Here is a 24970-nt window from a genome sequence, read left to right on the forward strand (position 1 = left end):
TACAAGTTTGGTAAAAGTACTATTAGTCCACTCGGAAGCATATATCAAGCTATATAAGCTATATCTTATGCATTAGTAGCTACGGATGACTGGTAGTATTCACCTAATAAAAAGGAAGGCAAGTGACTATTTTATAGCAGCGTTATGCTTTATAGCTTTGCATTACTGGATGAATTGAAAACAACAATTTTTTAACGATTGGGTAAGCCTAAATATGTAGGCTTATTTTTCACCCACCTCAGATATAAGCCTTACCTAATCATATTGATACCCCCTTAATGTCTGGCAGAAGTGATATGCTGTTTCCTGCAAGTGATGCAGGTCTCCCTTATCGGCTATAAGCACTCAAGTGTAATGTATTAGCACGACAGCGGGAAAGCAGCCCGCATAAATGTAAAAGCGAAAGCAAGTTCTCTTAAACAAATTGTCACTATGACATGATAATATGCTTTTTTTACCCGGACAACTATCATAAAACTTCCACAAACCCCTTCACTGCCGCTTAGTACATTAGCGCACATCAACTGGCTATTGTCTTTATCCAAAACAAAGGGCTACCCCCGAAGTTAACTAGTCAGTATGTTGGTGGCAGTCCGTATAAAACAGTCAATCAGTTTCAGTATTCTCCACCTATACTCAGGCTTGAGATTTGATAGGAGGTAACATAAGTTTTAGAATCAAATCTTGATCTCATGCGTGAAACTAAAGTCAGATACAGCGGCTACATTGGCACTTTTCTTAATTCCCTCCACTTTACTAGCCCTAAGGTTTCTGTAAGCTAAGATAGTTGCTGATCATGGTACTCTTCTTAGAAGTAAAGCTGGGAGCTTGCACAGGAAACTTAAACTCATTTTGAGTAGGTAATTATATATATTCTCATGGAGTTGCTCGTACAATTTGTAAATTATCTTTTTTACCTACATTTTACCTATTGGCATTTTTTTATATGAAAACAAATACACAAGCACAACCCAATACAGAAGCCTCACCTCTTACTATTGTAGGTATAGGAGCATCGGCAGGAGGCCTGGCTGCCCTGAAAAGTTTTTTCTCTCTTATTCCCCCGGACAGTGGGCTGGCCTATGTCATTGTAGTGCATCTCTCTCCGGAGCATAAAAGCGCGCTGGCGGAACTGCTCCAACCCCATGTAAGGATGCCGGTACAGCAGGTCACCAAAACAATTCCTCTGAAAGCTGACCATGTCTATGTAATTCCCCCCAATGCTAATCTGAATACCATAGATACCCATCTGCGTCTTTCGGATCTGGAAGAAAGGCGCAGGGAACGTGCGCCTATTGACCACTTCTTCCGTACGCTGGCCGCTACCCATGATGGTAATTCGGTAGGCATTATTCTTACCGGCACCGGCTCCGATGGCACACTGGGTATCAGAGAGATCAAAGTGCAGGGAGGCTTAACTATCGTACAGGACCCACAAGAAGCTGAATTTGATGGTATGCCCCAGAGTGCTATCTTCTCCGGTCAGGTAGATAAGGTGATGCCTTTAAAAGAAATCCCCCCTTTCCTGCTTAAATATGTTTCTACCCGACCCAAACTCAAAATTCTGGACCCTGCTGAAGAGCCGGAAGGGGAAGGCAGACAGCTCATCCATAAAATCTACGCGCAGGTAAGAGCCCGCACCGGACGTGACTTTAGCCGTTATAAGCACTCTACTATACTACGCCGCCTGCAACGCCGTATGCAGCTACACCAGATAGAGCATCTGGAAGATTATATTACTTTGCTTCGCAAAAATACAGAAGAAGTTCACTTGCTTTCGGATGACTTTCTGATCAATGTCACCAGCTTTTTCCGGGATGCGGAGGTATACCAGAACCTTGAAGATAAGATCATCCCTCAAATCTTTGAGCGCAAGAAGCTGGACGAACAGGTCAGGGTATGGTCGGTAGGCTGCGCTACTGGTGAGGAAGCTTACTCACTGGGTATGCTGCTCATTGAAGAAGCCAGCCGCAGGGAGACTGCCCCTTCCATTCAGGTATTTGCCTCTGACCTGCACGAGCACTCCCTTAAGCGAGCAAGGGATGGCTTTTATCCGGGAGACATTAAGGTAGACGTGAGCGAGGAGCGGCTGCACCGCTTTTTCACCAAAGAAGACGGCGGTTATCGCATCCGTAAGGAGCTGCGTGAGCTGGTGATCTTTACCCCGCACAACCTGCTGGGTGATCCGCCCTTCTCCCGCATTGACCTGATCGTCTGCCGTAATCTGCTTATTTACCTACAGCGGGATGTACAGCGCGATGTGTTTGAGCTTTTTCACTATTCTCTGCGCCCCGATGGCACGCTCGTACTGGGCAGCTCCGAACACCTGGAAAGTACTGACCTCTTCCGGGCGGAGAACAAAGAGCTTTCCATATATGCCAAACGCAATGTAGCCGGCCCTGAGCCTCGCCTGCCGGTTTTCCCTACTGTACATACGCGCTTTCCCCCGGAACCATCGGGAGAAAGGGAGCAGACGAGCCTGCCCTACGGAGCGCTCCACCAGAAGATGGTAGAGCGCTACGGGCCGCCCAGTATCCTGCTCAGCCCGGATTATCAGGTGATGCATGTTTCTGAAAATGCCGGGCGCTACCTACAGATTTCGGGAGGGGAACTCAGCCGCGACGGTTTTAAGCTGATACGCCCTGAGTTGCAAATGGAATTACGCTCTACTATCTACGCTGCCCGGGAAGGCAGGACGTTGACGCGCTCCAATCCGGTAAATATTACTCTGGACGGACAGCCACATCAGATTATTCTATCTGCCAGGGTGGTAGATGAAAGCTCTCAGGAAAATGTGATCCTGGTCCTGTTTGAAGAATATGACAAAAGGAGCGCTTCTATAGAAACCCGGACTACCAGCAGGGACAAAGCGCCTAATTCTGAGCAGGTAAAAGAACTTAGCCGTGAACTGCAAGATACGCGGCAGCGCCTGCAGGCAGTGATAGAAGAATATGAAACCAGCCGGGAAGAAATGAAAGCCTCTAATGAAGAGCTGCAATCGGCCAATGAGGAACTGCGCTCTACGCTGGAAGAGTTAGAAACCAGCAAGGAGGAGCTGCAATCTATGAACGAAGAGCTAACCACCCTCAACCAGGAGAACCGACACAAGGTAGAGGAGCTGGGGCAACTCTCAGATGATCTGCAAAACCTGATGGCCGCTACCGATATTGCCACCCTCTTTCTGGATAAAAAGTTACGCATACTGCGCTTTACACCTCAGCTCGGAGAGCTGTTTAATGTCCGTCCGGCTGACAGAGGGCGTCTGATCTCGGACCAGACGCATCAGCTGGGTTATGATGAGTTGATCTCTGACGCGCAAAAAGTACTCAGGAAACTGATACCGATAGAAAGGGAGGTAAAAGACAGGAATGGCAACACTTACCTGACGCGGGTACTGCCCTACCGTAGTGCGGAAGACCGGATAGAAGGGGTAGTCATTACTTTTATTGATATCTCTGCAAGAATAGAGGCAGAAAAGCAACTCAGGAATAGTGCGGAGCAATTTCGAGCTCTGGTGGAGGCTTCTGCCCAAATGGTGTGGACCACCAATGCCAAAGGTGAAATGGTAGAAGACTCTTCCTCCTGGCGCGCCTTTACCGGACAAACTTTTGATGAATGTAAGGGTTTTGGCTGGCTGAATGCGGTACACCCTGAGGACAAGAAGCTAAGCGAGAGCAACTGGCAAGCATGTGTGAAGGAAGAAAAAGCGGTGAACATGGTGGCACGTTTGCAGCATAAAGGTGGCGAATGGCGCTGGACCACCCTACGTGCCGTACCTTTAAGAAACGAAGAGGGCTCCCTGCAGGGATATGTAGGTATGAATACAGATGTTACTGAACAAAAACAGGCGGAAGAAGCGCTGCTAGAGAGTGAAGAACGTCTCAGTCAGTTACTTGAGCAACTACCTGTTGGCGTAGGTATGCTTGACAGCAACGGGAGTTGGCTGCTTCAGACTTCACTTATCCGGGAGCTGACTCCTCATTCTATCCCGTCCCTTAACGCATCGGAGACTTTTAGGTGGAAAAGCTGGGCCAAGGATGGCTCTTTGGTAGATCCTTCTGAATGGCCTGGGTCCAGAGGGTTAAGGGGAGAGGTGGTAAGCCCGGGTATGGAATTCCTCTATACGCCTGAAGACGGTCCTGAGCGATGGATACGCGTAAGTAGTGCACCTTTTCGTGATGAAGAAGGAAAGCCTAAAGGCATCATTATGGTTACTGAGGACATTACTAAACAAAAGGAGATTGCTGAAAAACTGCGTAAGAGTGAAGAGCACCGTTTGCTGGCGCTTGAATCATCCGGAATCGGCGTCTGGCAGTTAAACCCCGAAACAAATGAGCTTTACTGGTCAAAGAGAGTAGGTGAACTGCTGGGCCTGGCGCCAGACATTCCTGAAGATTTTGATATGGCTCTCGAGAGAGTCCACCCTGAAGACCGCTCCATTGTGCTTGAAGCCGTTTCAGAAGCTACCGGACCTGAAGGGACAGGAGCATTTGAAATTGAGTATCGGGTTGTCCATCCTGATGGTAAACTCCTTTGGATCAGTTCCCGGGCAAAAACCTTAGAAATAACAGGAAAAGTAGGTCGTAAGACTGATTATCTGTTTGGAGCCATGATAGATATTACCGCACGCAAGCAGGCTGAAGAAGCCCTACGACAATCAGAAGAGCGTCTTCGGCTGGCTACCGCCTCAGGAAACATGTACTCCTGGGAGCTGGATATGGCTACGCAGGAGTTTCAGTATTCGGGCAGTGCCAGCTGCGTAATCGGCCTTCCCTCTGAAGAGGATTTACCCAAAAGCCTGGATGAGATGATACGGATGGTTCATGAAGATGACCGGGAAAGAACACAAAAGGAACTTGAGCTGGCTCAAAAGGAGGCAGAAACCTATAGTATTGCCTTTAGAATTAATAGCGGTGACAATGGTATCATCTGGCTGGAGAAAAATGCCAGAGTATTTCGTGATCAGCAGGGCAAAGCGGTACGCATCATTGGTATCGCACAAAATATTACCGATCGCAAACTTGCCCAGGAAGCCCTGGAAAAAGCAAAGCATGAAGCGGAAATAGCCGCCCAGGCTAAAGATGAGTTTCTTTCTACCATGAGCCACGAGATACGCACGCCGCTCAATGCCATCAACGGACTTACCAGTTTGCTGCTACAGAAGCACCCCCGCCGTGACCAGCAGGAAAACCTCAATACGCTGAAGTTCTCCGCCCATAGCCTGCTCATCCTGATCAATGACATACTGGACTATAGCAAAATTGAGGCAGGCAAGGTAGAGTTGGAGCATGTAGATTACCAGCTTTCTACTTTGGTAAACAGCATCCGGCAGGCGCATTTGCCGCTGGCTGAGCAAAAAGATAGTGAACTTTACTTTCACATCGCTGATAATGTGCCAGATGTCCTCAAAGGTGATCCCCATAAGCTGGCTCAGATCCTCAATAATCTGATCAGTAATGCCATTAAGTTTACCGAGCATGGCAGTATCTACCTGAATGTGAAGCTTGAGAAACTGGAAAAAGACGCCGCCTGGCTTTTCTTCGAGGTAGAAGATACCGGCATTGGCATTTCGGAAGACAAAATCAAGAAGATCTTTGGGAAATTTACCCAGGCTGACAGCAGTACGGTACGCCGATACGGGGGCACAGGGCTGGGGCTTTCCATTTCCAAGTCATTGCTGGAGTTTATGGGCAGTGAAATCGGAGTAGAAAGTGAGGAAGGAGTAGGCTCCGTATTCTCCTTTAGCCTGGTGCAGGAAATTGGCAACCAGGCCCAGCTCAAAATGGCAGAACATATGTATACAGAAAGCAATAAAGATGCTGCCCTTTTAAGAAAAGTAAAAATCTTGCTGGTAGAAGACGCTGAGATCAATCGTATGGTGGTACTACAACATCTGGAAGAATGGTGGGGGCTAAAAGCGGATGAAGCTATGAATGGAAAAGAAGCTGTGGAGAAAGCCCGCCAGACCCAATATGACCTTATCCTGATGGACAAGCGCATGCCGGAAATGGATGGGGTAGAAGCCACGCTGCAGATACGTAAGCTTAATAAGCACTATGCCCAGATTCCCATTATCATTCTGTCGGCTGATACTTCCATGACCGAAGAAGTTTCGGAGGAGGGAAGCAGACTCTTTGATGCCATGGTAACCAAGCCTTTTGAGCCGCAACAGCTGATGAAAACTATTATTTCTCAGGTGGTCGGAGAAGGGGATTCACTCTCCGTTTCATCCAGAAAGCAGGAAGCCAGGCCAGATAAAGACATACTTGCTCCAGACTTTGCCAAAGTGGAAGATCATTTCAATGATTCAGTAAAAAAGAAAAAGCTATTCTATCAAAAGGCACTTAAGGCACTGCAATCGTACCAGGCTGAATACCTGGAAGGACTGGAACAGCAGGATAAAGCACAACTGGAAGACAGCATGCATAAAGCAAAAACCTTATATACCATGCTGGGACTGGAACCCTTTTACGAAAAAATGCTGGATTTACGTCGTCAGGTAGAAGCAGGCACTTCAGCAGAAGCATTAAAAAAAGAAAGGGATGAGATACGAAAGGACTTAGAAAAGCTGATCGCTAAAATCCAGCAAAGGCATGAGCAACTGGGCTAGCTACTTAGCTTTGTTCGGTCAAAGATTCAGGAAAAATCATCGGGCTTTAGCTTATGAAACAGCTCGTGAAGAGTAGTCAGATCTCCCAGAGCAACGGAATAGCTATGCGGCTTATTGCATAGCTACCCGCTGGAATAGCTCTTTGCTAAGGTAAGGTTCAAGCGCTTTTGTATTATTCAATACTTTGATCTTTACGATACCTTCCCAGGGGATGTGGCTGGATGACCATATTTCAACAAACTGTCCACTTATACTGTAAAGCTTGATATAGTAATAGGAGTTAATACGAGTAGTGAGATAATTGCCATACCTCTTTAGCAACCTGATTCTGTCATGATAATTGAGTGAACGAATACTTTGTGCTTCCATATAAATACAATAGTTTAGATAATTATTTCTATTACTTTAAAACAACAAAATAAAAGCAGCTTTATCCATATCCATTTCCATTCAAATTTTCCCGTGATTCTACTCAATTTCCATCTAATTTGAGCTTCCTAGTATGACTGCCTGGATTCCCCTATTTACTAAGCTTATTTACTCATACATAAAACGAATAGTGAGGGCAGAGGTGGATTTTTTTTCAGATTCAGGTAGCCGCCAGCTTTGATTTTATTATCTATACAATAAGCTCCTGCTACGCCCGACTTACCATTTATTCGCATTATCCAGATATAGCCTTACCAGCTCCACAGTATTGTTTACATTGCATTTCTGTAACATATTGGCCCGGTGGTTAGAGACTGTACGCTCACTCAGGAAAAGTTTATCAGCGATTTGCTTAGAGCTCAACCCCTCAATCAATAATGTAAGTACTTCTTTTTCCCTCCTGGTAAGTGCATTGATAGGATTCTGATCACTCCCGCTGGCATCATTCCTGTTTTTAAAGCCTTTGACAATGATCTGGCTGATAGGCTGGCTGTAATATTCTTTACCTTCCTGTATGCTTTTGATCGCCTCTATCAGCTCATTCTTTTCCGCCTGCTTGGTGATGTAGCCGGATACTGAGCTGTTGAGCGCTTTGTACACATAATCAGGAGAGTCGTGCATACTAAAGATAATGACTTTTGTAGGCAATTCTTTATTTCTGATTTCCTCAGAAATATCAAAAATTGATTTCCCCGGCATGTTAATATCTGAGATAAGGATGTCGGGCTGAAGTTCCTCCACCAGTTTGTGTAACTGCTCTCCATCAGAGGCAGTAGCTAAAAGTTCTATGTCCTTACAATCCGAGAGCAGAGAAGATGTAGCCTGAGTGAGAATCACATGATCGTCAGCCAATACAATCTTACATTTATTCATGACAAAAAAATTATAGTTGAAAAAAAACAATTTGGCGGCTTCTAATAAAAAATAATCAATGATTGTTAAGTATATAATAGTGTAAAAGTTGCCAAATATCAACTTTTAATACACGAATTAGTTTGAGGTTTATACCTATTTCTCATGGGTATCGCTAAAGAAAACAGCGTATTTTTATATTTTCTGTAAACGGAAGCTACACATTCGCTAAAATAACCCTCCCACGTATTTGCCAGGCAAAACCGGCTAAGCAATAAGGTAAAGCACAGTTCAGCTTCACTGTTCGCTCATCCGGCAAAATCTTCATAATACAGCGGTTCTCCATCAGGCTGACTGAGGCGAATGTAGTCTACAGCACCGAAGACCATGTCAACCGGGGCATATCCATTTACCGGCAGTGGTTTAATACACTTATTGAGAACCTGCTAAGGGAGGGTAAAGATGAGCAGGCTAAAGAGGTGCTGGATAAATATATGCAGGCAATGCCCCAGCAAGCCTACGCTATGGACTTTAACACTGTACACATTGTCAGGTACTTATTTCAACTGGAAAAGCAGCAGGAAGCCCTCGTGCTGAGTAAAGCGCTGCACGAAAATGCTACTGAGCTACTGGACTATTACCTGAGGGGAGAAAATACTACCGACAGGCTGGAAATCAACAGGCATTTGTACGTACTCAATGTACTGGCTGAGAGTTTACAAGCATACCAGCCTGAGCTTGCAGAGAAGGTAAAGCAGGACTTCATACAATTTTACGCCAGGCTGGAAGGCAGCTTGTAAGAGATGGTATTATTTTCCCCCATAGCCTTCATTATAAAAAATGCAAAGCCCGTCTTTTCCGGCTACCACAATATCATTTCTTCCAGTACCTCTCAGGTCTACTACGGCAAAATAAAGTCCCGCGCCTTTGCCTTCTCCGTAAGGGCCATAGTCTATGGTGTGCTTGGTGAATGAGTCGCCATTCCACTGAAAGTAGTATAAGCCCAGCGGGTCATGGCCGCCCGGATCACGGCCGTTATGAGCACGATAGCGTTTGCCAGTGATGAGTTCCGCCTTGCCATCTCCGGTTACATCTTCCCACTCCATCGTGTGAAACTGTGAATTATAAGGATCAATAGGATGCTTGACCCAACTGCGCTGGCCTGAGTCATCAGTGCTTTGCTCGTACCAATGCAGTCCATACCCATGCCCCTGCCCGACAATGATATCATTCTTTCCATCTTCATTGACGTCAACGATCAGCACAGGGACGCTGGCTGCTCCTATGTTAAATTCTTCATGCATTTGCCATTCACCATCCAGAGGGTTTTCAGGAGCTTCCAGCCAGCCATTGCTAATGATAAAGTCTCCCCTGCCATCTCCATTGATATCTCCGAAGCCTAATCCATGGCCCTGCTTATCGGCTACATCGTAGCGGGTAAACTCAGCAGTACCTTTCCCCTGCTCATCTCGTTCCAACTTATAAAACTTGAGTGCACTACCGGGATTATTCGGTACGATTTCCAGATGTCCGTCACCATCCACATCCCAGGCACGGGTACATTCTACCGGGCCGGTGGTATCAATTACCGTTTGCTGCCAGTTGTCGGTGTTCCCCGGATTCTTCAGCCAGACAATATGCTGACTGCCCCAACCTCCGGTTACATAGTCCTTATGCCCATCGCCATCAATATCTATGAGGATACTGGAAAAGTCATTATAGTACTCATGCCCGAAGCGGCTTACCTCTGTTACAAAATGCCTGTTCCTATAATCCGGACCTTCATACCAGAATGCACCGGAAATAATGTCCAGTGTATCATCCCCGTTGATATCCAGTACCCCCACTGACTCATAGCTTTCCGAAGCCACCATCTTCTTCTTGAACTGTACTGGTTTGCTGATATCATTTCCCGTTTGGGCCAAAGCAGAATCCAGGCTGAACAGGAGTAATAAAGGAATAATTAGTGTGGAAAAGCTACAGTATCCGCTTAGTATGTCATTCCGTAGGAATCTTTTCTGTATTGTAAAAAGTATTGAATTTGCTTTATCGCAAACATACTTGTAAAGCCCTGTGTCTTCACAGACCCTGGAGTACGAGTTAAGATGGCGTTTCATTGGAATAATGTTCACTATTGTTGGTTCAAAAGATATGAAAGTAAGGCATTAAAATCTTCCTGAGGGAGAACTTCTCCAAAGTGGTCAGGCATCAGGGTGTATTCTGAAGGCTCTCGCTCAGCAATATTACTTTTGGCTACGGAAAACTCTTCTCCGTTCATATTCGCAAAGACGATGGCTTCACCTTCCTCCCGGCGGAATAAACCTGTCCTGACCTGTCCATCTTTGGTTTTGATGGTATAAGTGCGGAAAGCTTCTGAAATATTACGGTTAGGATCCAGGATTTTAGTCGCCAGAGCTTCTGCGCCCCAGTTACCGATTCCGGTGAGCTGAGGGCCGATCATACCTCCCTCATTAGTTACCCGATGGCAGCTTTTACAATTCCGGTTAAATACCATTACTCCCGGCTGCACCAATGAATCGGCATCGGTAAAATTAGCCATACGCTCCTCAATCAGCTCATTTTTCTCTTCCGTGAGCGCCGGAACGTTAGCCACCAGTGCTTCAAACGTATTCAGCTGGGCATCTGAGATATTCAGGAGCAAGCGTTCTTTAACTTTTGGGTCCACCAAAGCACGGGCATATACATCTCCCTCCTGTACTTTCTGGAAAAGAAGATCCCTGCCCTGGGGTGAAGAGGACAGCGCTGTCGCTACTTCTTTTTGCAGGTCAGGAGAAAGATTGCTGACCTCAGCCAGCACACTAGTCGTTGTAGCAGCAGGCATTTCGCCCAGCATAGCGATCAGGCGTCGCTTCACATCTACTGGCTGCTGCTCATCCCGCAAAAGGTCCTCTACCAAGCGTATATTTTCCTCGGGAGCAATGGTCAGCAGAGCCTGGGCGGCAGCCACTTTCACTGCGGGATCATCGTCTACAGAGGTCTGCAAAACTGTTTTCATCTCAGGAGCCAAAGCAGCGAGCTTATAATTTCCTGCCAGTTCTACCGCCAGCTTCAGCTTCTCTGCGTCTTCAGCATTGATTTTGGTGGTGTCAGCTAGCTCAGGCACACTGTTTCCCGGCAGATAGGCCATAAACAGATTCTCCGCAAGCTGTCCTCCCCACGCTTGCATGGCAGTCTGATTTTCAGCGCCTCGCTGTAGCAAGCCTTCCTGCATGGCTTTGAAGATACTGAAGCTTAAGTCCAGATCTTCTCCTGCCTTTTCTCTGCCTAGCCGGATTACTGCTGTCATACGATTGGGAGGCACAAAGCGTACTGCATGCTGTAAATTGACTGCCAGCTTTTCATCAGCATCAGTTGAGGCCAGATAATTATAGAGGAAGAGTCCGGCACCGGTATTTTCCACGCCTACCATTACATCCGCTAAGGTAGCTGCCTGCTGCGCATCCCAACCCATGGTTGCTACCCTCTGCATTATCTCTTCATCACGCATGAGGTTGCGCAGCATCAGGCGCAGGGTGTAGCGATAATGGGTGTCGTAGTCAGGAATCTTATCATTTTGTCCCAGCAGCAATTCCATAGTTTGTATACCTGGATAGTTGGCAATGGCTTCTACCGCTGCCCTTTGCACGTGTAGATCATTATCATTCAATGCTTTCGTGACAAGCTCATAATACCTCTGCTCAGCATCATCGGTTTCTCTCAGTATCCGCATTACATGGGTTCTGACGATAGGGTTATCATGTGCTGCTGCTTTGCGGAGGATCTCTTCGTCCAAAGCGTTCAGCCGATACAATACCCAAAGGGCGAGCGTATAAGGCTGAGCTTCAGTAGAAGCATCATTGAGCAGCGCTTTAGCAGGGGCTACTGCCTCTTCTCCTACCTGATCGGCCAGTTGATCCGCTGCCATCATACGTACTGTGATGTTGTCATGTGCAAGCGCAGCTATCAGTTCTTCTACCGTATTATCAGCCAAGTTGGTATCTTCTGTTTGAGCAGCACCGGTATAGGTAATGCGCCAGATTCTGCCTCTCACTTTATCCCGCCTGGGATGGTCTAGTGGCACCTCGTAGTGCCCGATGATGGAGTTATAAAAGTCAGCAACATAGAGCGCGCCATCTGGTCCCAGTTTGATGTCTACCGGACGAAACCAGGGGTCGGCACTTTTCACCAGATCTTCCTCTGCCTTAGCCACCGGGGTAGAGCCTTTGAACTCAAAAGAATTGCGGTGTACCCGGCAGGTCACCACATCACCGATATAGAAATTATTCCGATATTCTTCAGGAAACTGCGTAGCATCATAAAGCGCTAAACCTGATAAGGCGGTAGATTCTTCACCCATTGGCTTGGTATCGGGCCCAAAGCCGATACCGATTTCTTTCTTGCCAAAGTGCGGATAGTCGGCTCCGCGAATCAGTTGGTAAATCGGTGAAGTGTGGCAATCAGTAGAATACATATAGCCCAATTCATCATAGGCTAAACCGAAGGGATTTACTTGTCCAAAAGTCGTTTGCTCCACCCGGCTGCCATCGGGCAGAAAGCGGAAAGTATTGCCGGAAGTCATGCTGATGGAATCTCCGTCGGCACCGGCTATGGTAGAGGTATTGGTGAAGCCATGACAGGTATACACCCAGCCATCGTAACCCCGGGTCAGATTATTGACCATACCATGGGTATCCACGTGACCAAATTCACCGAGTACTACCTTGCTTTGATCGGCCTGATCATCGCCATTATTGTCGGTAAAACGATACAGATTGGGAATACTATAAGCAATGGCTGCATCTTCTATCGGCAGCAGACCAATAGGAATGTTGAGCGTATCTTCATAATGGGTAAATGTATCAGCCTTGCCATCGCCGTCAGTATCTTCCAGGATGGAAAGGCGATCAGTCCCCTTACCCGGCTCGGCAGGAAAAGGATATTCGTAAGACTGCGTGACCCAGAGTCTGCCCCGGACATCAAAGGCGATATTAAGCGGTTTTCCGATGTCTGGCTCTGAGGCAAAAAGCTGTATTTCAAAACCTTCGGGGAGTATGAATCCCTGCCGTTCTTCTTCCGGTGTACGGGCTTCAGTCGTTCTGATGTGCTCGCTGAATTTGCTCCCGCTGTACTGCGCTTCGTTTTCTTCTTGTTCTTCAGGAGCGGGATTACAGGCGCCTAGAAACAAAGCAGTACTTATAGCAATAATGGCGAGCGGCCCACTTTGCAAAAGCGCACCAGGCAGATGATTTACTGGCATAAAATACGTAGCATTAGGTTGTTGTATTCAAGCATATCTCAACTTTACGTTTAGGTAAAGTTTTGATAAGATATCTCTATAATGTTACTATTTTTTATTCGTATTCAAAAGGAAGAGAAAGCTGATGAAAGCTAAACAATGGGTATGCTTCCATTACACCCATACGTTTAGCAGGAATTTCTTCAAATGATGCCAGCTAAATTTCTCTAGTTCAGTACTAGATATAAACTCGAGTCTTCCACTACAGCTTAATATTACCTTCAGCAGCGGGTAAAAAGTGCAATCTGAGGCTCAGATTACACTCGGAAGGCATGACATTGCGTGTTAGGAGGCTCATTTTGTGCGTTTTTGAGGGCAAAATATACAGCCTAAGCCTCAGAATCGCTGTGTCACCTGCCTCCCAAATCTTTCTGAGGCTCGTTTTGTGAGTTTGATGCTACCTCCCATGAGTATCATTAGCCTCCGGCGCACCATGGTCACCTCTGAACTCACTCATCTGAGACTCAACTCGTGCATTTATGCCTAAAATATACTACGGTACATTTTCTGAAGTGGGCTGTGGGACACAAGCCCACGGTGTCTGAGCCTCGGTTTGTGAGACACAAACCGAAAATGTACCGTAGCATGGCCTAAAAGATGTTGATTTATAGGCCTAGGGGGTCTCTTTTTTGAACCGAACCTGCCTACCAGGTCTGCATGTTGTTGTCTTTTAAGCTAAACCATCGGCCGTATTAGCTTAAGGGGTGCCCTCTCCCGCTATCTTTTGGAAGCATATATTCGTTAAATTTAGATTAAGCATAAAAAATTTACCCAATAAAGGTGATACCTGCTTTACAAATGACACATGTATATAAAAACCCAGGCTTATGATTAACTATGATTATCCTGAGCAGTCCGGCGAAGTAAGAGAGCAGCTTTTTCTTGCGCTTTATCAGAAAGCTTTTCCGCTGGTGGCTCAATATATCAGTAAAAGAGGAGGGGCATTTGAAGAAGCCAAAGATGTGTTTCAGGATGCGCTGGTCATCTATTATGAAAAGGTGCTGACAGCACAAGACACGCATGTGCAGCATGAGCAGGTATACATATTGGGTATCGCCAAACATCTGTGGCTGAAGAAGTTCAGAAAAGAGCAGCCTTCCACTACGCTTGATCATACAGATGCGGATATAATGGTGGAGGAAGCAGCAGAGCAGCCTTCCTCTACCAAGCTGCTACGCTTTCTGGAATCTTCCGGCAGAAAATGCATGGATATGCTACGAGCCTTCTACTACGACAAGCTGCCTCTGGCAGACATCGCCCAGCGCTTTGGCTACTCAGGCATACGTTCGGCTACGGTGCAGAAGTACAAGTGCATAGAAAAAGTAAGAGATACCGTCAAAGAAAAATCACTGCGCTATGAGGACTTCCTTGAATGAAATCAAAGCCATAGAAGAGTATCTCTTACAGGAGCAGCAGCCGGAAGATTTACTGCTTTTTGAAGCCCATATGATGCTGGATGAAGCTCTGAAAGAGAAAGTACAGCGGCAGCAGCGGATTTATCAGTTGGTGCGGGCTTACGGGCGTCAGCAGCTCAGGGCTGAAATAGAGGCAGCACATCAGCAACTGTTTACCCAGGCCAGACACAGAAGCTTCCGGCAGAAAGTGCTGCGTCTCTTCACTAAATAACCAATAAGATCTGTCAATTACTTAAGATAGCAGGCAAACCCTTTTGCACTGAAAGGCATGCTATTGCCTATTAAGTAAGGTGACACTATTAGTTTAAATCTTTGCTTTGTAGCAAGATACTCGCTTCAGTTTCTAACTGAAGTGGACACATGAAGCAAAGTCTCAGACTTTGCCCTCATTCATGATTTCAGTCTTCAAGACTGAAACCAGTTTTTAGTTTAATGTAAATAAGTCTTCATACTTAAAGATTATTACCAACACTTTATCAGCACATAAAACATGCATCTTATAGGTTTGTGAAGACACAAACCAAGGCTTAGGCTACTCCTACGATTACAGGACATCCTTATTCATCCCTGCACATTCATCATCAATCAATATTCATTCACCATTAAATAAATTCTCATGTCAATCAACGCAAGTGTAATTCCGATGGTCATTGACAACAGTGGTCGCAGCGAAAGGGCCTATGATATTTATAGCTTACTGCTCAAAGAGCGCATCATTTTCCTGGGCACCGCCATTGACGACCAGATCGCCAATGTGATAGTAGCGCAATTGCTCTACCTCAACAGCCAGAGTCAGACGCAGCAGATAGACCTATACATCCAGAGTCCGGGAGGCAGTGTGTATGCCGGTCTGGCCATTTATGATGCCATGCAGATGATCTCCGCGCCGGTCTCTACCGTAGCGATTGGCTTCTCCGGTAGCATGGCTACGGCTTTGCTCTGCTCAGGGCAGGCGGGCAAACGCTATGCACTTCCGCAGGCCACCGTGCATATGCACCCCACCGGAGGAGGCGCCAAAGGCTATACCGAAGATGTGCGTATCGCTACCCGCGAGCAGGAGAGACTACAGACCCAACTTTTTCATATCATGGGCAGGCATAGCGGCCATAGCTGGAAAGAAATAGAAGACTACTTCCTCCGTGATCGTTTTCTGAATGCCAGGGAAGCCCAGGAATTCGGACTGATAGACGAAGTACTGGGTGATACCGGCAACCTGATCATGCTAAATAAAAGTGAGCTGGAAGTAAGCTTATATAATGGGAAGAAACTGCCGAGCAATTAAGTGAACCCGGACTACCATGGTGGATATGAACTTCGACAAAGCTAAAGCCATAATGGTTGTAGCTTTGTCGAAGTTTTCAAACAACTTGCAGAGGATCACAATGTCATCTTCAAAACCTTAAAGCGGGCGTACCATAATGTCCTTATAGTAGACTACACTTTCGGGGTCGTGGCCCTGCAGGGCTACGGTGCCACTGGAAAGCTTACGTCCTGACATGCTGTCATCACGCTCTAAGTTTTCTGGCTCGGTATAATCCACCACCGTTTTATCATTAATCTTCACTGTGATATTATTCCCCTTTACGATGATATGCTCAGTATACCACTCATTGTCTTTCACATAGACTTCACGTACATCATCAATGGCATAGAGGCTGCCGGTACGACGCCAGTCGGTATGGGAGTTGTTCACCTGTATCTCATAGCCTTTGCTGGGCCAGCCCTCCTCCTGGTACTCCGTATGGATGTACATACCTGAGTTGGAGCCCGGCTTGGTCATGACCTGTGCTTTAAACTCAAAGTCATCAAAGTTATGGTTCTCTACGGGTCCCTGATAAAATAAGTGTGCCCTAGGACCTGCCACTTTGATCTTACCATCTTCTATGGAGAAAGTAGAAGGATTCTCACTGGCTTTCCAGCCATCTAACGATTTTCCGTCAAAAATGCTGATCCATTCGCCTTCCTGCTTAGTAGAAAAACTGGCTATTACTGTCAGAAGGAGCACCCAGGCGATGCCATACATGGCTTTTTTCATAGTTTTCATAAGTTTTAGGATGTGTATAAATTCAAAAAGTTGGCTGTATATCCGGCTCTTAGGGATAGCACATACCATTTATTCCTGAAATATACTAAAATATGAAAGCAGACTGCCCTACAATGAAAAAAAACAGCTCCAAAAGATGAAGCTGTTTTAATGAGCAGGATGAGACGCTCAACTTAGTATCCCTGGTTTTGTTGAATAAGATCTCTACCGAGGTCAATCTGACTTTGAGGAATAGGCATATATTCATGTGTACCTTCCACGAAAGTAGCTCCTGTCAGATGAGAGCGGCGGGTTTTCTCCACTTCCAGATAGTCGTTGATCACCTCCGCGGCGATACCCCAACGTACCAGGTCAAAAAAGCGGTGACCTTCGTGTGCCAGTTCCAAACGACGCTCTGTGCGCAGGGCTTCTATTGCTTCATCATAGCCGGCAAATGCTTCCTCGTATGTAGCCAATTGGTAATTTCCGGCATCGGTAAGCCCGTCCAGCATCTTGACTGTTTCGCTATTCATGGCTCGCTCACGTAGCATGTTAATGTATGAACGGCCCGTTTCCAGGTCACCTAGTTCAATGGCTGCTTCGGCCTTCCATAGCAACAGGTCTGCATAGCGTATTACGTAATAGTTCAGGGCATTCACATATGGCCAGACCTGTAAATAGTGATTAGAATTGGCAGAAACCAGGCGTTTTTTAGGACTATAAGGACCGTAAGTAGCTAAGTCCCGGGCCCAGCTATCTTCGTAAAGCATTCCAAGATCAAGATAAGGAACACCGGGACGTGCCAGCGTATGATCTAATCGTACATCAATGTAATCTTCTTCTGTCAGGTTTTCATTGTCCATCACCGGCAAACCATCTTCATCTGTCTTATAGGCATTGACCAGGTTTTGTGTAGGGCGGTGAAAACCGTATTGAGGATACATCGGGCCACCGGGTGCCGTCAGGCGGTCACCGATAGAGCCGTTATAATTGTTCGGGGAGCCATCGTTGATAGAATGTTGCACGGCAAAGATTACTTCGGGGCCATTATCATTCTCAGGTAGAAAGACATCTCTGAAATTGTTCATCAAAGCATAATTGCCGCTATTGATCACCTCATCCGCAGCGTCACTGGCTTCTTGCCATTTTTCCTGAAAGATATAAGTCTTGGCCAGATAAGCTTTGGCAGCCCATTGGGTGGGCCTGCCAGGATCATCCTGTGTTTCCGGCAAAGCATTGAAAGCCGCAGTAAAATCCTCCTCTATCTTTTGCCAGAGCTGCTCAGAGGAAAGTGCCGTGTTGGATACATAATAGTCTTCTATGTCTTCCGCTGTCTCGTCAATGTAAGGAATCTGATTGTAGGTTTTCTTCAGCTCAAAATAAAAGTGAGCACGAAGAAAACGCATTTCGGCAATGCGCTGTGTTTTCAGGTCTGCGTCAAATGCCTCCGAACGATTAAGCAGGCGAATTGACTGATTGGCACGTTTTACGCCTTCATACAAAGCCAGCCATTTACGCTGTACATCCAGTATGCTTGGGTCGGTATTGTAAATCTCCATTTGGTGGATATTGTTCTGGTCACCAGTACCTCCACCACCTTTGTAGGCATCATCGGAGAGCACATCACCAAAGCTCCAGTTAGAAGCCGGAGAATTGTAAGCGTTTGAAGCTTCATCAATTTGTCCGTTAAGTACACTGTAGGCAGAAATGATCACGCCTTCTACATTTTCTGGCTCCAGAATCTGCTCTGGCGACAATTCCCCTATCGGATCTTCCTGTAGGAAATTATCCTCGGAGCAGGCATATAGAGACAGTATTACGAATAAGCTTAATATCTTTTTCATCATCATATATATTTTGATGCTTTTTTATAAATGAATTATAGCCCCAGGTTAATCCCTAGCTGAAAAGTACGGGAAGGAGGATAAATCCCCCGGTCCACACCGATGTCAAGATTACGGTTATCTGAAGAATAGTTCTGTAAACCTACTTCAGGGTCCATGCCTTCGTAAGGAGTAAAGGTAAAGAGGTTCTGTACCTGGAAATACACCCTTAGGTCCAGCTGCTCACTTACCGATGCAGGGAGCGTATAACCAAGCTGGAGATTTTTCAGCTTAAGGAATGAGGCATCCTGCACGTAGTAAGAGGAAGGGCGCGCATTTCTGTTGTTATCATCCAGTGAAAGGCGGGGTACGCTGGTATCTGTATTGTCCGGTGTCCAGGCATCCATAGTACGTTCCTGTTTGTTGTAGGCAGATAAGTTAAAGAAATCGCCGTAGTATCGGGTCAGGTCATAGACCTCATTGCCCTGAGAGCCAAAAAAGAACAGTGACAGGTCGAAAGCTTTGAAGTTAGCCCCCACAGTAAGTCCGTAGGTAAAGTCAGGATGGGGCGAACCGATAAAAGTACGGTCTTCATCATTTATCACACCATCTTCATTAATGTCTCTGAACCTCAGGTCACCGGGCTGCGCTCCCGGCTGCTCAGCATGCGCACTCACTTCTTCCTGGGTCTGGAAAATACCAATGGCATCATGGCCATAGAAGGAAGCAATGGGCTGCCCCACATCAGAGCGGGATACCTCCTGGTCAAAGTTGGTGGTATGCAGGACAGAACCGGGGATAGAAAGAAAGTCTATGTCTTCCGGCAGGCTGGTCAGCTTATTTTGTATGGCAGCAAAATTCAGGTCTACATGAAAAGAAAAATCTGTATTGATTTCATCCTGATAAGCCAGTAAGAACTCAAAGCCTGAGTTTTCCATCTCTCCCACATTGTCCCAAAGGGTCTGATTGGTTCCACCTACAGCCGGAGGTAGCGGACGTTCTACCAACAAATCTTTGGTTTTCTTGTAGAAATAATCAGCTCCCAAGATCAGGTTATTCTCCAGTAAAGCCATATCCAGACCTATGTTGATCTGAGTAGTGGTCTCCCACTTAAGTCCGGAATTGGCATTACGGGTTTCGGTAAAGCCCTGCTGTACGCTGGGACTGCGCCCCGTCAATGGCGTAGTTGGAGTAATAAGGATTGCTGGCAAAGCTGGAAATGGTAGAATAAGCAGGAATATCCTGGTTACCATTCTGCCCCCATCCTACTCTAAGCTTTAGCTCATCGATAGCCGGAACATTGAAGAAATCTTCTTCTGAAAGCCTCCATCCTGCGGAGAAAGCAGGGAACGCTCCCCATTTGTTTTCGCCCAGTTTGGAGGAGCCATCTCTACGCAGTGTAAAAGAGAGCAGGTAACGCTGATCGTACTCGTAATTCAACTTGCCGAAATAGGAGAACAAAGCCCACTCAATGGCATCACCATTGTTCTGCTGCAGGGCACCATCTCCACCATTCAGGTACTGAAAGTTAGGGTCACCATAGGGAAAGCCCTGACGTGAAGCCGCAAAACCTTCTGAATAAGAGTTGACTGATTCTACTCCCAGTAATACATCTATGGAGTGATTGCCGAAATCTTTGATATAGTTCAAAGTATTAGACCAAACCCAGTCGGTACCAAAGCGGTTTTGAGTGCTCAGGCTGCTGGCCAGGTTTTGCGACAAAATATCATCATAGGTAGGGGAGAAAGAACGGAAGTTAAAATTGGTGTAACTCAGGCCAAAGTTGGTACGGAAGTTCAAGCCTTCAGCAATCTCCAGGTTGGCAAAAGCATTTCCGAAAAGGCGCAGGTTCAACTGCTGATTATCCCGGTTACGATAGAGTTTACCCAGAGGGTTTTGCACATCATTAAGTGGATTACCGCCAAAATTTCCATTGATATCCCTTACCGGCACGATGGAGGGAAATCGCATGGCATCATAAACAACACTTCCCAAAACGGAATTGGTGGTGGTTGTGGTCTGCCAGCTATAGGCTACCGACATGTTTTCTCCGATCGTCAGCCTGTCCCAAAGCTTATAGTCTGAATTGACACGCGCGGTGATGCGCTTAAAGCCTGTATACTGCAAAATACCTTCCTGATCATAATAACCAAGTGAAAGCAAAGAGTGTGATTTATCAGTGCCTCTGCTAAAATCCAGGTAATGAGACTGAATTAAAGCAGGTTCAAAAATTGTTCCCAACCAATCTGTATTGGCTGAAGGGATTGTCTGCTCATCGTTCAGATATTCAGGAACGATAGGGTTGGGGCCATTGCCGTAAATATCGCTTTCCGGCACTTTGCCGTCATTGCGGTTCGCTTGCCAGAGCATATCTCCATATGCCTGTGCTCCCAGCAGATCAGGAAGGTTAAACGCCTGCTGCACACCGGCATAAGACCTCAATCTAATGGATGGCTCTTCTGTCTTACCCTTTTTCGTTGTAATAATCACTACCCCATTGGCGGCTCTTGAACCATAAATGGAGGCAGAAGAAGCATCTTTGAGTACCTGCATGGACTCAATGTCGTTGGGATTGATCAGGTTGATGCCTGATGTAGTAGGGACGCCGTCAATGACATAAAGCGGGTCATTGTTACGAATTGTGCTGAAGCCCCTTACGCGTACGGCAGTATTACCCCCGGGTGCATTGTTGCTGATGACATTGACACCGGCCACCCGGCCTTCCAGCATCTCATCGGCCCCGGCTACCGGGAAGCTCTGCACATCTTCTATTTCTACAATTGAAACAGCTCCGGTCAGGTCTTTCTTGTCTTGTGTGGTATAACCAGTGACTACAATTTCAGAAAGCTGCTGTGCGTCACTTAGTAATTGCACATCAATCACAGATCTGCTTCCTATCTCCACTTCCTGCGAGGAATAGCCGACAAAAGAAAAAATGAGTGCTTCGGCTTCTTCGGAGATGGTGAGCCGGTACTCTCCTTCAATGTCGGTCACCGTACCGGCAGAAGTCCCTTTGACGACCACATTCACTCCCGGAATGGGAGCATCCTCTTCGTCAGTCACCGTACCGGAAATGGTGCGGTCCTGTGCGTACAACAAGCTGCTCAATCCCAACAAAAGGGATAGCAAACACAAGCTGTACCTGGGTAAAGTCAGTAATAGTTTTCTCATAGCGATATTGTTTAATCAAAAAAATGGTAGTGACGCGATTTGCGCGCAAAGGTAGAACAAAGTGGAAAGGCTAATGTTAAGCCAAGATTAGGATTATATGATCAAACTATGACCCAGATGAAAAAGAGGTTAAGCTCAGATGCAAAAAGCCGGCTTACACCGGCTTCGTTTCAGGCTTATTTTGGCTGCAAAAGGGATACACCTCCTACTGGTTTCTTCGAATCAGGCGAAATACTTTAGCCCTCTCTAAAGCTTTGGGATGCACTATCAGGAAGTACACCCCTTCCTGATAAGCCGAAAGATCAAGCTTTAAACTTTGCTTATCTATTTCAACTTTCAAACCTCTTATTGCTTTACCTTGCAAATCGTAAAGGCTGAGGTCACTTTTTTGAAGGCCCTGAGTCTCAACCTTCACTGTAAAGGCACCCTTACTAGGATTAGGAAAAGCATTTTCACTGACCTCAATTTTATCACCAATGGCGGTGATCAGTTGAGGAATATAAGTAACTTCTTCTGAATGGGCTGACTCTCCTGCTACGTTGTAAGCTTTCACCTGATAACGGTAGGCGGCTTCTGTATTGATACCACTATCCGTATAGGAAGGGATAAAGACGGTATCTATCGCCACAAAGCTATCTCCTTCTGCTCTTTCAATAATAAAGCCGATCTCATTATCCGATAAGTCTTCCCAGCTTAAATAAAGGTTATCATTTTTCAAAGCAACAGTCAGTCCAGCAGGTGCACCTGGCAAGCTGATTTCTGAGGTAGTTGCCCTGGCTGTATTGGAGAAATCAGATACCAAAGTATCTCCTATGCTCACTACCATGTAAGCATACGTAGAAGCCGGGTTCACATCCTGATCCCAATAGGTCGTAACATTGGCATCTACACTGTCTACGAGGACATATGCTGAGCTGTCTCCACTTTGACGGTAAATCCTGAAGCCGGTCTCATAATCGGAACTGTCCTGCCACTGCAACTTAATGCCCATGGCTTTGTCTACAGAAACCAGCAGATCGGAAGGCGGACGGGGCGTGGCAATATTGAGGCGGACAATTCCGGAAAAGCCAGGAAAATCGTTGACCTGAGAAAATGAGCCATAGACCAGTACATGCTCTTCATTTTCTCTGATTACGCCCTGAGCACTCCGGTCTAAATCAAAGCGAAAATCGTTGTAAACTCTGCCCTTTAGGTCAAACATGGCTAAACTTTTGCGAGAGACACGGTTGATTTTATTAAAACTACCAGCAAGGATATAAGTAGAATCTGTATTTGGAAATATTTCGCTAATAGAAGAGTTTCCATTCACTCCTACAGAATATATATCTTGTACTTCTCCTTCTAAACTAGATTGAACGATAGGATTAACATCATTATCGCTATAACCGAAAACATGCCCTCCTGCGGTAATAATCGTATTGTTTTTTGTAAGGCTTATAGCATGTATACCGTAGGGCTCCAACTTGGTATCTACGATGAAAGTAGAATCCAGCGAGCCATCCAAATTTAGTTTTCTCAGATACCCAACTGTTTGCCAATCATCCTTATATGTTGTCCCCCCAATCAGTATACTCTCATCAGAAACCAATACATCACTTATCTGAATCCAATCGTTTTGTGACTTTGGAAAGAAAGATTTATCAATAGCCCCTTTATTGTCAACCTTAATTAGATTAGAATACCTTTCGTTTTCATAGCCCTTCTCAATCCTACCAGCTAACAAAATGCTACTATCTTCAAAGACATGGATATCATTTACGCCTGGCCCCACATAAGGCAGATAAATATCGCTTTTGAATTCTTCATCTATTTCTCCTTGCTCATTCAATCTAATAATCCCACTTTTATCTTGTCCATTGAACTTTCTGAAGCCTCCTCCAACTAATATTTTTCCATCTTTTTGCTCAGCTAAGCCCTCAATCCTTCCGTCAGGTCCTATCCCAATATTTTCACTGAACTCAGCAACAACCTCCCCGCCTGATGATATTCTGGCAATGGAATTAGCCTTAACTTTATTGATTTCATAAAAATTACCTGCTAAAATAATGTCTCCGTTTTTAGCCAGTACCGCTTTTTCAATAGTGGCCTTCCCTCCCAGGTCAGGAGAAAAATCTGTGATAATATTTCCACTTTCATCAAATGCTACTATCCCTTTAACCTGCTTATCATCCACTTTATAAAATGAACCGCTCACTAAAGTTCTTCCTTCACTGTAGGCAATGCTACCTATTGATCCGCCATTCTGATGGAAAGAACGAAAAATCTCATGGCTTTCAATAGTGTTATCGAGAGAGCCATCTTCGTTGAGCCAGATCAGGCGGGTAAAGCTTCCTTTTTCCTGTTCATAATTATAACCGGTGACTACATATTTTCCCGAGGGAAGCTGGAATATCGCTGACAATGTGTTTCGAAAAGCATTGGCAGTAGGTCCAGGAAGCACAAAATTTTGATCTAATGAACCATCTGCATTAAGTCTTAACAGCCCCGGGCTTGGTGTATTGTTATAAAAGTCAAAATATCCATATACTATACATTTGCCATCCTTCTGCGGTATTATATTTTGTATGCTGGGATGATTCCCTCTAAGCTCACCAGTAAACTGAAAGGTATCGTCTATGGCGCCATCCTGATTCAGCCTTATTATAAATGGCGCATCATTTTCTATTCCGTAAACCAGCACTTTACCATCAGCCTGTACTACAGGTTTCATGTAAGCTTTATCTCTTTGAAGCACAGTAAAACTACTATCAATTTTTCCATCCTCCCCTAAGCGTAATATGTAATTTTCTGAACCTCTATGATTCCATATACTTGCATTGACAATACACTTATCGCCTTGGATATCAAAACTATGAATATTCCCGGTATCCTCATTTATTTTAAACGCTTCATCTACCGAACCATCGCTCAATATTCTATTCAATCTTGTACTATAATTCTCTCGCTCTTCCATTAAATACAGTCTATTCCTGGTATCTACTCCATTACCATAGTAAAGTGCCCAAATTTTGTGGGGAGGAGTGTAACTCATATCTAGCGACCCGTCAGTATGTAATCGGACCAAACCTGATGTTTTTACATATCCAACACTTTCAACATTGCCTACTACTATGATTTTTCCATCGGATTGAACTATGGTTTTATGAAGAGAAGGATAGGCTCTCAGAAAAGGCTTAAACTGATGATCAATATTTTGGCTTTTGAGCAGATTAGGTAGCCACAACACTAACACCCCTACAGCAAATATTTTATAAATTTTAATCATATGATTTTTAATTATATTTTTCAGTAATGACACTCAAATATATTATATTTTTTAATATATTATTTAAATTTTAGTGTTATCACATG

General features: G+C 45.5%; 14 protein-coding genes. 5 read left to right on the plus strand and 9 right to left on the minus strand.

Annotated elements, in window-relative coordinates; genetic code table 11:
* Nucleotides 1–946: 946 nt before the first annotated feature.
* A complete protein-coding gene (locus OKW21_RS23660; protein ID WP_277484262.1) occupies nucleotides 947–6610 on the plus strand; it encodes a PAS domain S-box protein in 5664 nt (1887 codons plus the stop codon).
* A gap of 111 nt (nucleotides 6611–6721) precedes the next feature.
* Here OKW21_RS23660 and OKW21_RS23665 read toward each other — a convergent pair whose 3' ends face one another.
* Nucleotides 6722–6979 (minus strand): hypothetical protein, encoded by a 258-nt coding sequence (locus tag OKW21_RS23665; RefSeq protein ID WP_277484265.1) that lies wholly within the window; start codon nucleotides 6977–6979, stop codon nucleotides 6722–6724.
* A gap of 279 nt (nucleotides 6980–7258) precedes the next feature.
* The gene (locus tag OKW21_RS23670; RefSeq protein WP_277484273.1) at nucleotides 7259–7912 is read right to left on the minus strand and encodes a LuxR C-terminal-related transcriptional regulator; all 654 of its coding nucleotides are present in this window, start codon (nucleotides 7910–7912) and stop codon (nucleotides 7259–7261) included.
* A gap of 458 nt (nucleotides 7913–8370) precedes the next feature.
* On the opposite strand from OKW21_RS23670, the gene OKW21_RS23675 reads away from it, so the two are divergent.
* Nucleotides 8371–8691: a hypothetical protein gene (locus OKW21_RS23675; protein ID WP_277484276.1), complete on the plus strand. Its 321-nt coding sequence runs from the start codon at nucleotides 8371–8373 to the stop codon at nucleotides 8689–8691.
* Nucleotides 8692–8700: 9 nt separating this feature from the next.
* On the opposite strand, the gene OKW21_RS23680 is transcribed toward OKW21_RS23675, so the two are convergent.
* Nucleotides 8701–10008 carry an FG-GAP repeat domain-containing protein gene (locus OKW21_RS23680; RefSeq protein ID WP_277484279.1) on the minus strand — a complete coding sequence of 436 codons (1308 nt, stop codon included), beginning with the start codon at nucleotides 10006–10008 and terminating at the stop codon, nucleotides 8701–8703.
* Nucleotides 10009–10022: 14 nt separating this feature from the next.
* Complete coding sequence (locus OKW21_RS23685) at nucleotides 10023–13148, minus strand: PVC-type heme-binding CxxCH protein (protein ID WP_277484282.1); 3126 nt, start codon at nucleotides 13146–13148, stop codon at nucleotides 10023–10025.
* A gap of 866 nt (nucleotides 13149–14014) precedes the next feature.
* Here OKW21_RS23685 and OKW21_RS23690 point away from each other — a divergent pair.
* The 3 genes from OKW21_RS23690 to OKW21_RS23700 all read left to right on the plus strand — a co-directional run bounded on the left by OKW21_RS23690 (nucleotide 14015) and on the right by OKW21_RS23700 (nucleotide 15884).
* Nucleotides 14015–14563, plus strand: coding sequence for an RNA polymerase sigma factor (locus OKW21_RS23690; protein ID WP_277484284.1), 549 nt, complete (start codon nucleotides 14015–14017; stop codon nucleotides 14561–14563).
* The gene (locus tag OKW21_RS23695; protein WP_277484286.1) at nucleotides 14544–14813 is read left to right on the plus strand and encodes a hypothetical protein; all 270 of its coding nucleotides are present in this window, start codon (nucleotides 14544–14546) and stop codon (nucleotides 14811–14813) included. The genes OKW21_RS23690 and OKW21_RS23695 overlap by 20 nt, the downstream gene beginning before the upstream one ends.
* Before the next feature lie 405 nt (nucleotides 14814–15218).
* Nucleotides 15219–15884: a ClpP family protease gene (locus tag OKW21_RS23700; protein WP_277484289.1), complete on the plus strand. Its 666-nt coding sequence runs from the start codon at nucleotides 15219–15221 to the stop codon at nucleotides 15882–15884.
* A 117-nt stretch (nucleotides 15885–16001) separates the two neighbouring features.
* Here the strand turns inward: OKW21_RS23700 and OKW21_RS23705 are convergent, their stop codons facing one another.
* From OKW21_RS23705 to OKW21_RS23725, 5 genes are all read right to left on the minus strand, one after another.
* Nucleotides 16002–16637, minus strand: a complete 636-nt coding sequence (locus OKW21_RS23705) for a 3-keto-disaccharide hydrolase (protein WP_277487771.1) — start codon at nucleotides 16635–16637, stop codon at nucleotides 16002–16004.
* 182 nt (nucleotides 16638–16819) lie between these two features.
* The gene (locus OKW21_RS23710; RefSeq protein WP_277484292.1) at nucleotides 16820–18469 is read right to left on the minus strand and encodes a RagB/SusD family nutrient uptake outer membrane protein; all 1650 of its coding nucleotides are present in this window, start codon (nucleotides 18467–18469) and stop codon (nucleotides 16820–16822) included.
* 35 nt (nucleotides 18470–18504) lie between these two features.
* Nucleotides 18505–19626, minus strand: a complete 1122-nt coding sequence (locus tag OKW21_RS23715) for a TonB-dependent receptor domain-containing protein (protein WP_277484295.1) — start codon at nucleotides 19624–19626, stop codon at nucleotides 18505–18507.
* Nucleotides 19577–21619 (minus strand): SusC/RagA family TonB-linked outer membrane protein, encoded by a 2043-nt coding sequence (locus tag OKW21_RS23720; protein WP_277484296.1) that lies wholly within the window; start codon nucleotides 21617–21619, stop codon nucleotides 19577–19579. Before OKW21_RS23720 ends, OKW21_RS23715 begins: the two co-directional genes overlap by 50 nt.
* A gap of 205 nt (nucleotides 21620–21824) precedes the next feature.
* Entirely contained in the window at nucleotides 21825–24884 is a 3060-nt protein-coding gene (locus OKW21_RS23725; protein WP_277484298.1) for a T9SS type A sorting domain-containing protein, read from the minus strand.
* Nucleotides 24885–24970 lie beyond the last annotated feature (86 nt).

Source organism: Catalinimonas alkaloidigena, from assembly GCF_029504655.1.
Taxonomy (GTDB): domain Bacteria; phylum Bacteroidota; class Bacteroidia; order Cytophagales; family Cyclobacteriaceae; genus Catalinimonas; species Catalinimonas alkaloidigena.